The sequence below is a fragment of the Nostoc sp. LEGE 12454 genome (genome assembly GCF_056620565.1).
Genome location: NZ_JBWQXL010000093.1, coordinates 1 through 7,102 on the forward strand (window position 1 = coordinate 1; position 7,102 = coordinate 7,102).

General features: G+C 39.6%; 9 protein-coding genes. 7 read left to right on the forward strand and 2 right to left on the reverse strand.

Annotated features, from left to right (window positions below):
- Window positions 1-64: 64 nt before the first annotated feature.
- A complete protein-coding gene (locus tag AC1F2U_RS34335; protein WP_480265208.1) occupies window positions 65-3,043 on the reverse strand; it encodes a Tn3 family transposase in 2,979 nt (992 codons plus the stop codon).
- A gap of 23 nt (window positions 3,044-3,066) precedes the next feature.
- Window positions 3,067-3,534, reverse strand: a complete 468-nt coding sequence (locus AC1F2U_RS34340; protein ID WP_480265209.1) for a double zinc ribbon domain-containing protein — start codon at window positions 3,532-3,534, stop codon at window positions 3,067-3,069.
- Window positions 3,535-3,621: 87 nt separating this feature from the next.
- On the opposite strand from AC1F2U_RS34340, the gene AC1F2U_RS34345 reads away from it, so the two are divergent.
- From AC1F2U_RS34345 to AC1F2U_RS34375, 7 genes are all read left to right on the forward strand, one after another.
- The gene (locus tag AC1F2U_RS34345) at window positions 3,622-4,515 is read left to right on the forward strand and encodes a tyrosine-type recombinase/integrase (protein ID WP_480265210.1); all 894 of its coding nucleotides are present in this window, start codon (window positions 3,622-3,624) and stop codon (window positions 4,513-4,515) included.
- Window positions 4,516-4,863: 348 nt separating this feature from the next.
- Window positions 4,864-5,085, forward strand: coding sequence for a hypothetical protein (locus AC1F2U_RS34350; protein ID WP_480265211.1), 222 nt, complete (start codon window positions 4,864-4,866; stop codon window positions 5,083-5,085).
- Between the two features lie 18 nt (window positions 5,086-5,103).
- Entirely contained in the window at window positions 5,104-5,421 is a 318-nt protein-coding gene (locus AC1F2U_RS34355; protein WP_480265212.1) for a hypothetical protein, read from the forward strand.
- A 125-nt stretch (window positions 5,422-5,546) separates the two neighbouring features.
- On the forward strand, window positions 5,547-5,687 hold the full coding sequence (locus AC1F2U_RS34360) for a hypothetical protein (RefSeq protein ID WP_480265213.1): 141 nt from the start codon (window positions 5,547-5,549) through the stop codon (window positions 5,685-5,687).
- 57 nt (window positions 5,688-5,744) lie between these two features.
- Window positions 5,745-6,074 (forward strand): hypothetical protein, encoded by a 330-nt coding sequence (locus AC1F2U_RS34365; protein ID WP_480265214.1) that lies wholly within the window; start codon window positions 5,745-5,747, stop codon window positions 6,072-6,074.
- A 257-nt stretch (window positions 6,075-6,331) separates the two neighbouring features.
- Entirely contained in the window at window positions 6,332-6,496 is a 165-nt protein-coding gene (locus tag AC1F2U_RS34370) for a hypothetical protein (protein ID WP_480265215.1), read from the forward strand.
- Between the two features lie 43 nt (window positions 6,497-6,539).
- Complete coding sequence (locus tag AC1F2U_RS34375) at window positions 6,540-6,911, forward strand: hypothetical protein (protein ID WP_480265216.1); 372 nt, start codon at window positions 6,540-6,542, stop codon at window positions 6,909-6,911.
- The last annotated feature ends 191 nt before the right edge of the window (window positions 6,912-7,102 follow it).

Genomic DNA, 7,102 nt, shown 5'->3' on the forward strand with positions numbered 1-7,102 from the left:
GGCGTCACCGTGCCAAAACGGGAAAATTGTACGCTAAGGCTGAAACTTATATTAGATAAGCATTTCAGCGATACTTATTTTCTTTAACCCGCAAAGGACGCAACTGGTCAAAACTGGTAGCCTGCTTCAAATTCCACACATAATCGCCAGTAAGATTGATATGCTCCCAACCCAACGGTGACAAATGTTGCAAATGTTCTTCAGGAATATCCATCCCCTGTTCCTGCAAATAATCTACAGCTTTTTCTAAGTACACCGTATTCCACAGAACAATAGCAGCAATCACCAAATTCAAGCCACTAGCCCGATAAAACTGGTCTTCATAAGAGCGATCGCGCAATTCCCCCAGCCGATTAAAAAACACTGCTCTTTTCAAGGTATGTTTCGCCTCACCCTTATTAAGTCCCGCCGTCGCTCGTCGCCGCAGTTCTGGACTCTGCAACCATTCCAGGGTAAATAAAGTCCGCTCAATCCTCCCCAACTCCCGCAAAGCCAAAGCTAAACGATTCTGCCGAGGATAAGAAGCTAATTTCCTCAACATCAAAGAAGCAGTCACAGTCCCCGTCCGAATTGAACTAGCAAGGCGAAGAATCTCATCCCAAGACTCTTGAATCAATTTCACATAAATCTTGTCACCTACCAGGGGTGCTAAAACCGAATCAGGGGAAGTAGGTTCAAAAGTATATAATTTCTTATCAGGTAAATCTCGCATTCGGGGTGCAAATCTAAACCCTAATAAATGGCACATTGCAAACACATGCTCGGTATAACCGCTTGTATCTGTATAATGCTCCTGAATCTGTAAATCACTCTCGTGATACAACAAACCATCTAAAACGTGAGTTGCATCCCTAATCGTGGCGTTAATTACCTTAACGTGAAATGGAGCATACTGGTCGGAAATATGCGTGTAAAAAATCACGCTTCTATCCTTACCGTACTTGGCATTGATCTCTTCATTAAAACTGCGATGTCCACCTGCTTTAAACCGTTGGCCATCAGAAGAAGATGTTGTGCCATCACCCCAATAAGCAGCAAATGGGATCTGTGCATGAAAATTCACTACCTCAGCTAAAGCCTTGGAATAAGTTTCATCTCGAATATACCAATCCGCCACCCAAGCTAAACGCTCAAAAGACATTCCTTGAGTTGCGTCAGCCATCCGCGTTAAACCTAAATTAATACCATCAGCAAGCAAGGCACTTAACAAAACAACTTTATCTGAAACTTGTTCTCCCGAATGTAAATGCGTAAAATGTTTAGTAAATTGTGTCCAAGAATCAACTTCTACCAACAAATCAGTCAACTTAATTCTTGGCAACAAACTATGAACTTTTCTGCTAAATTCATCAACCTCCTTGGGGACAGCATTGGTGAGAGGAGTGATAATTAACAACTCGTTTTCTATCCTGACATCTACCAACTTATTCTCTACAATCATTGAAGAAACAAGCGCTAATTGTTCAGACAATTCGATTGAGCGTTGTTCAATATAGGTAGTAAAATCCGTTGTTACTGCCACAGGTATAGTGTTAGAAGAACGCATTGACTGCCATGAGCTATCTGGTAATAAATAATCCTCAAAATCTTGGAACTGCTTCGAGCCTGCTACCCAAATATCCCCAGAACGCAAACCACTACGTAACTCAGCTAAAGCACACATCTCATAGTAGTGACGGTCAATAGTATCGCCCTTAATTACGTGTTTTAACCAACGAGGTTTAACGAAACTAGTGTCCGTAGATTCCGGCACTTTTCGACCTCCTGATATATTTAATTCTTTAATAACCTCCAAAGCCTTTATCACTGCTAAACTGGCAGATGTAGCTTTAAATTCAAAGGTCTCTAACAATTTAGGCGTATACCGTCGTAACTGTGAATAACGGTTATCAAGCAGTTCAAGATAATCAAAATCTGCGGGTCTGGCTAATTTTTCAGCTTCAGCAACAGTACTGATAAATTTCTCCCAATCCAATACAGATTCAATCGCTTGATAAGCATCATTTGACTCATCTCTAGCTGCAATTAATGCCTTGCCCACTTGAGCATACAATCGGACTTTTTCATTAATTGCTTTGCCATCGCGTTGAAACTTATCGCCGTGCTGATGCTCACTCTTGTTAAACAATTTACCCATCATTTTATCGTGCATTCCAATGGCATAATCGACCAATGAAGCACTCCATTCAATGAGAAAAGCAACTAAAATAGCATAGCGTCTCAATTCATCCAACCTAGATAGGTGAGCAGGTGTAGACTTCGCACCAGTTCGAGTAAATTGCAGCAGACGATTTTGGTGTACTCGTTTCAAGCATCCAGAGTCGAGATTGAGATGGCGAATAAACTCCAGTCGTTCCACCACCTTTAAAAAGTTTCTTGGATTAGCCTGACCTGGTGGTTGACGTAGCCAAATTAAATCAGTCAGTTTTTTATCAGGCTCTACAATTAATAACTTATCTAGCGCCGTCTTTTGTAATGTTGTCAAACTTTTGGTCAACTCAAGACATACTAATTTTTGAGCGCGATGTCTGACCTCCCAGGCTAAACGTTCTACCGTAGAAATAGCTGGAATAATAATTTGGCGCAAGCGCATCTCATCAATCAACGCTCCCACAAGCGCCATCCCTTTATCTGACGATATTGCAAAAGGTAATAACCATTTTGAGAATTGCTTGTATGTAGATGTATTAAAAGTATGAAATCCGAAATTATTTTGAATTTCTGCCAGATGTTCGCGTCGAGTTGTATCCCTTTGGGAATATCCGGTGATGATTGTCGGGTCAAGCTTTAATTGAGATGCAATATAAAACAGTACAGATTCTGGTACTATTTCTCCTAGACTCCAAACACGACCGGGGAAGCGTAGGTAAGATAACTGTACGGCGAAACCAAGACGATTGTGTGGTCTACGACGCTCTTTGATAACTTTGAGTTCGTCATTACTAAAAGTATAGTAGCGAGCTATATCTCTTGTCGTGATAGAATCGGGGATTTCAGTAAATTGAAGTCGTTGTGTCGGAGATAAAAGTTCGCGCGTTGCCAATTAGATACCTGGATATTCAGTTTTTAAGAAGTAGTTTGATTTTGTTTATAATTCGCGCCACAGTAAGGGCAGAATTTAAATTTCAATGACATAATTGGTTCATTGCAACTAACACAGCGATTCCGTAAAGCTGTGCCACAAGCAAAGCAATACTTCGACCGTAAATCTGTCCACATTTGGTCAGGGGTAGTTCCTGGAGTCCAACATTTAGGACAAAATTTTAACGCAGTTATTGTTTCTGGGGAGACTTTCTTCGCTGCCGCATCTAGGTACTCCGGTGGTATTCCCAACGCCGCAGCTAGACCACCTTTAGCCTTTTGATTGAGTCTATTCGTTTGTCCACCCTCAATTTTGCGGATGGTCTGAATATGTATTCCCGCTTTGAAACTCAACTCTTTTTGGGTTAAAGAAAGCTGACCTCGCAATCTCTGGACGTAATTAGCAAGCCCTTCTTCTCCCAATGGTCGCGTTGAATGTTCTGTTACAATCATCAAAATATATCTGAAAATATATTTGTTAATGATAAGTTAATATCTAAACCTTTATTCAAATAAATTGTAAAAAGCTCTTCTAAAGTAATGATGACTTTAGCAGCTTTAGCCACCAAGTTTTTAGAACGTCCAGAACTAGCCAAAAGTACTCTGCGTTCATATCAGTCTACGATTATCCCCTTGCTCAAGGAGTACGGTCGATGGTCAATAGAAATCATCGACAGACAAGTTTTGATGGAATATCTCAATCATTTAACTGATGTTTCCTATACGACCCACCACCGTCATCAAGCTGTAATCACGGCTTTGTTCAGTTTTGCTGTTGATATGGGATATCTCAAATCCAATCCGGTTGCGGATCTCACAAGACGCAAACCTAGTCGAGAACAAGGAGAACACGCTACTGATGAGGTTGTGCGTTACCTTACTCCATACCAATTAAGTATCCTGTATGGTGTCATCAAAAAAGATATTCGTTTGTCTGCATTGGTGCGTTTGTTGCATACCAGTGGCGCTAGGATTGCTGAGGTACTGGCTCTAAATTTAGATGACATAGACCTCAAAGCCCGGAAGTTTCAGGTTGTTGGCAAAGGCAACAAGCAACGGTGGTGTTTTTACAGTGAAGTAGCACTCAAGAGTCTAAATAACTACATTGAATATTATAGACATCCTAAGCATCCAGCACTGTTTACTGCTCAACAGCCAAAAACTTTAGAAGTATCCCGCCTTTCTTACCGCATGGCGCATAAATCTTGGACTAAGTTCATTGGAGATAGTCCTGAACTCCAAGAAATTCGTATTCACGACCTACGGCACACTTTTGCTACAGAGCGAGTGGGATTAATGGGGATTGAAGAACTCAGGGCGCTCATGGGACATGAAAGCATTCAGACAACATTACGGTATCAGAAAGTAACGTCACAACGTGCAGAAGTTGTGGCACAATTGGCGTTAAAAAACCTACCAAATTTTTCTGAATAATTTCAGCATATAACTCACTAAGTGTGATAATAAAAAAATACTTTTGTAAAAACGTATCATGTTGGTGCAGGGAATACATACTACTCTGCACCAACAAAATAAGGGTAATCAACCACTCAGGTAAAGCATCAGCCATCGCACTGAAAAACAATACAACAAGATTATCCATCAAGTGACGAACAGGGAATTATGTATTTAAACGAGAAAACAGGTCAACCCTGCACAATAATTGAACACACCACAGCAAACGCACCTTATTGCTTAGTTAAGTATGCCGATGGTGTGCGTAAAACTGAGCATTTCGCGGATTTGAAGAGAATTAGGGAAGTTGCCAAATAGGAATTAATTATGAGCAACCCTGACAATCATCCTGTTTTTGAAATTACCGTTACCGAAGAAGATGGAACTTTTTACGAGTCGTTTATTGCGTATGTTGATGGAGATTTATTTCGATGCTTGAAAATTTTAGATTATCCCAAAGACTGGGAAATTGATACAGAAGAACTATCAAAAGATACGCCGGAAGTGAAGTGGTATTTATGCGAATCTCAAATGATTGAAATCGATTGATAAACACTATAGCCTGCTATGCAAGCCTTGACTATGGATATGAACTGGAGGGTTTCAATAGGCACACAGCCAAAATATAATACAAGAATACAAGCCAAATTCTATCGAATCATTTTGATAGTTTATTGGCAGATGCCAGATTTAATTTTACCATGCCTAAATACTATTTTAGGGAAAAGTGTATTGGAATTGTACGGTATTGTGAATGTATTGAATGTACCGCTTTTGATTGCTACGAATGCCAAAAGAGAATACCAAAAGGTCAAGAAAATATTATTTACTGGTCGGATGATAACCCACACTACTATTGCCAAGATTGCTTGCCAAAACAATTAGAAGCGATTCAACAAATAGTAGATTATGGGTTAAATGAAACGTACGATAGTTTTTAAAAATATATGGGGAAAAGAAAATTAAAGCCGGGTGATCGCGTAATCTTTGAATCGCATGATGAACATTGCTTGCCATTTCAGCAAGTTGGCATCGTAAAACGCTATATTTATCCACACTTTCACCCAGATGGATATATTGAAATTGTGGATGAAGCCGGCGATACAATTCTTTACGGCGAAGCAGGCAAAGGGATTCAGAAGGCGAAATGACGAAATGGATATTTTTAAATTTTGTACAATCATCTCATCAAAGCATGGATTTATACAATGAGAATTACTGAAATTTACGTGAGGAATAATTGTTTAGTATTTTGCACCGATGATGGATGTAAATCAATTTATCATTTATCAAATATTGTTGTAGATACAGGCTTATCAATAGATTCGCTCTCTCCCGAAAACCTACCAGAATCAAGAGTAGAAACAATTATTGAAGCTGAAGGCGAGCAAATAGCAATGATTGAAATCAAAGGCCCAGCTGGTAGATTAGAAAGTGCGGAAAACTGCCTTGAGGTTAACTATAATGAAGCTACTCACAGTTGCTCTTATTGCTTTTCCGGGCAAATAAACAATATTTTAAATCAACTTTTTAGTTAACTTGGTGAGTTGAAAAGGGAAGGGGAAAGAAACCTTTAACTTTTCCCAAAACTCAATTCCGAGTTAAAAATGCAAAACCCGAACAGTATTGCGATCCAACGGATGACCTAGATAATGAATGGGGATCTAGAAAGAGAATGACTAGCAAAAAATTTTATGACCCTTTGGAGCATTCACCACAAGAAAATCAACAATACTTGATTACTTTGATAGAAGAAATGCGATGCCTACGGCGGTAAACTACGCTTTTGATTGAAATGCAGCACGGAGAAGAAGATTTTCTACAAGTTTCAAAAGATACTAGAGCAATGCTGTTGGCTGCTGTGTCTGAAGCAGGAAGGTTATTAAAGCCGGCTCAAGAGTACAGCGTAGAAGCTCAAGCTGTAGTTGATTATGGCTTTCAACCAGAGCATCTACTGTAAGGCGTTAAGTCTAAATCTCATAGCAAGGGAATAAAAATAAAAAATGAATATCAAGAGTGAAAATTATGCTGATTTTCAAACTTGGTCAAAGCAAGTTGCATCTTGGCAATGTATTCCTCCGATAGTTTCTATTGACATTGAGCGAGAACGTAGTTGCGTGTGGTTTAATGTAGGTGGCGAAAATCGTCCTCTTGTTAGGTACGAAATTTTTTCCAATATGGGTGGTTGGCAAAGTGGTCATGAGGCTAATGCTGCTGCTAATCCATCAGCTTTTTCATTAGGAGAAGCCAAATATTTATACAACCAACTTATTACTGGCAAGATGAATAATGAAGTCAAGTCAATTTTGACTATTGTTGCAATTGCTAAGTCTAAAAATACTAATATTAGTATTTCTGAGAATCTTATAGGCTGAAAGTCATTCATAGCAATACTTTCAGCCTATCTTGCCTCTCTGAAAGCTTCGCTGTCTCTACGCCAAAGTACACCTATAGGAGGCTCAATCTTACTTACGGGTGTTATTGAAAAATGGGTGGCTAAGATGCTTATGGGGGAAGGCTTTTAGCCTTAGCGTACAATTTTCCCGTTTTGGCACGGTGATGCCAA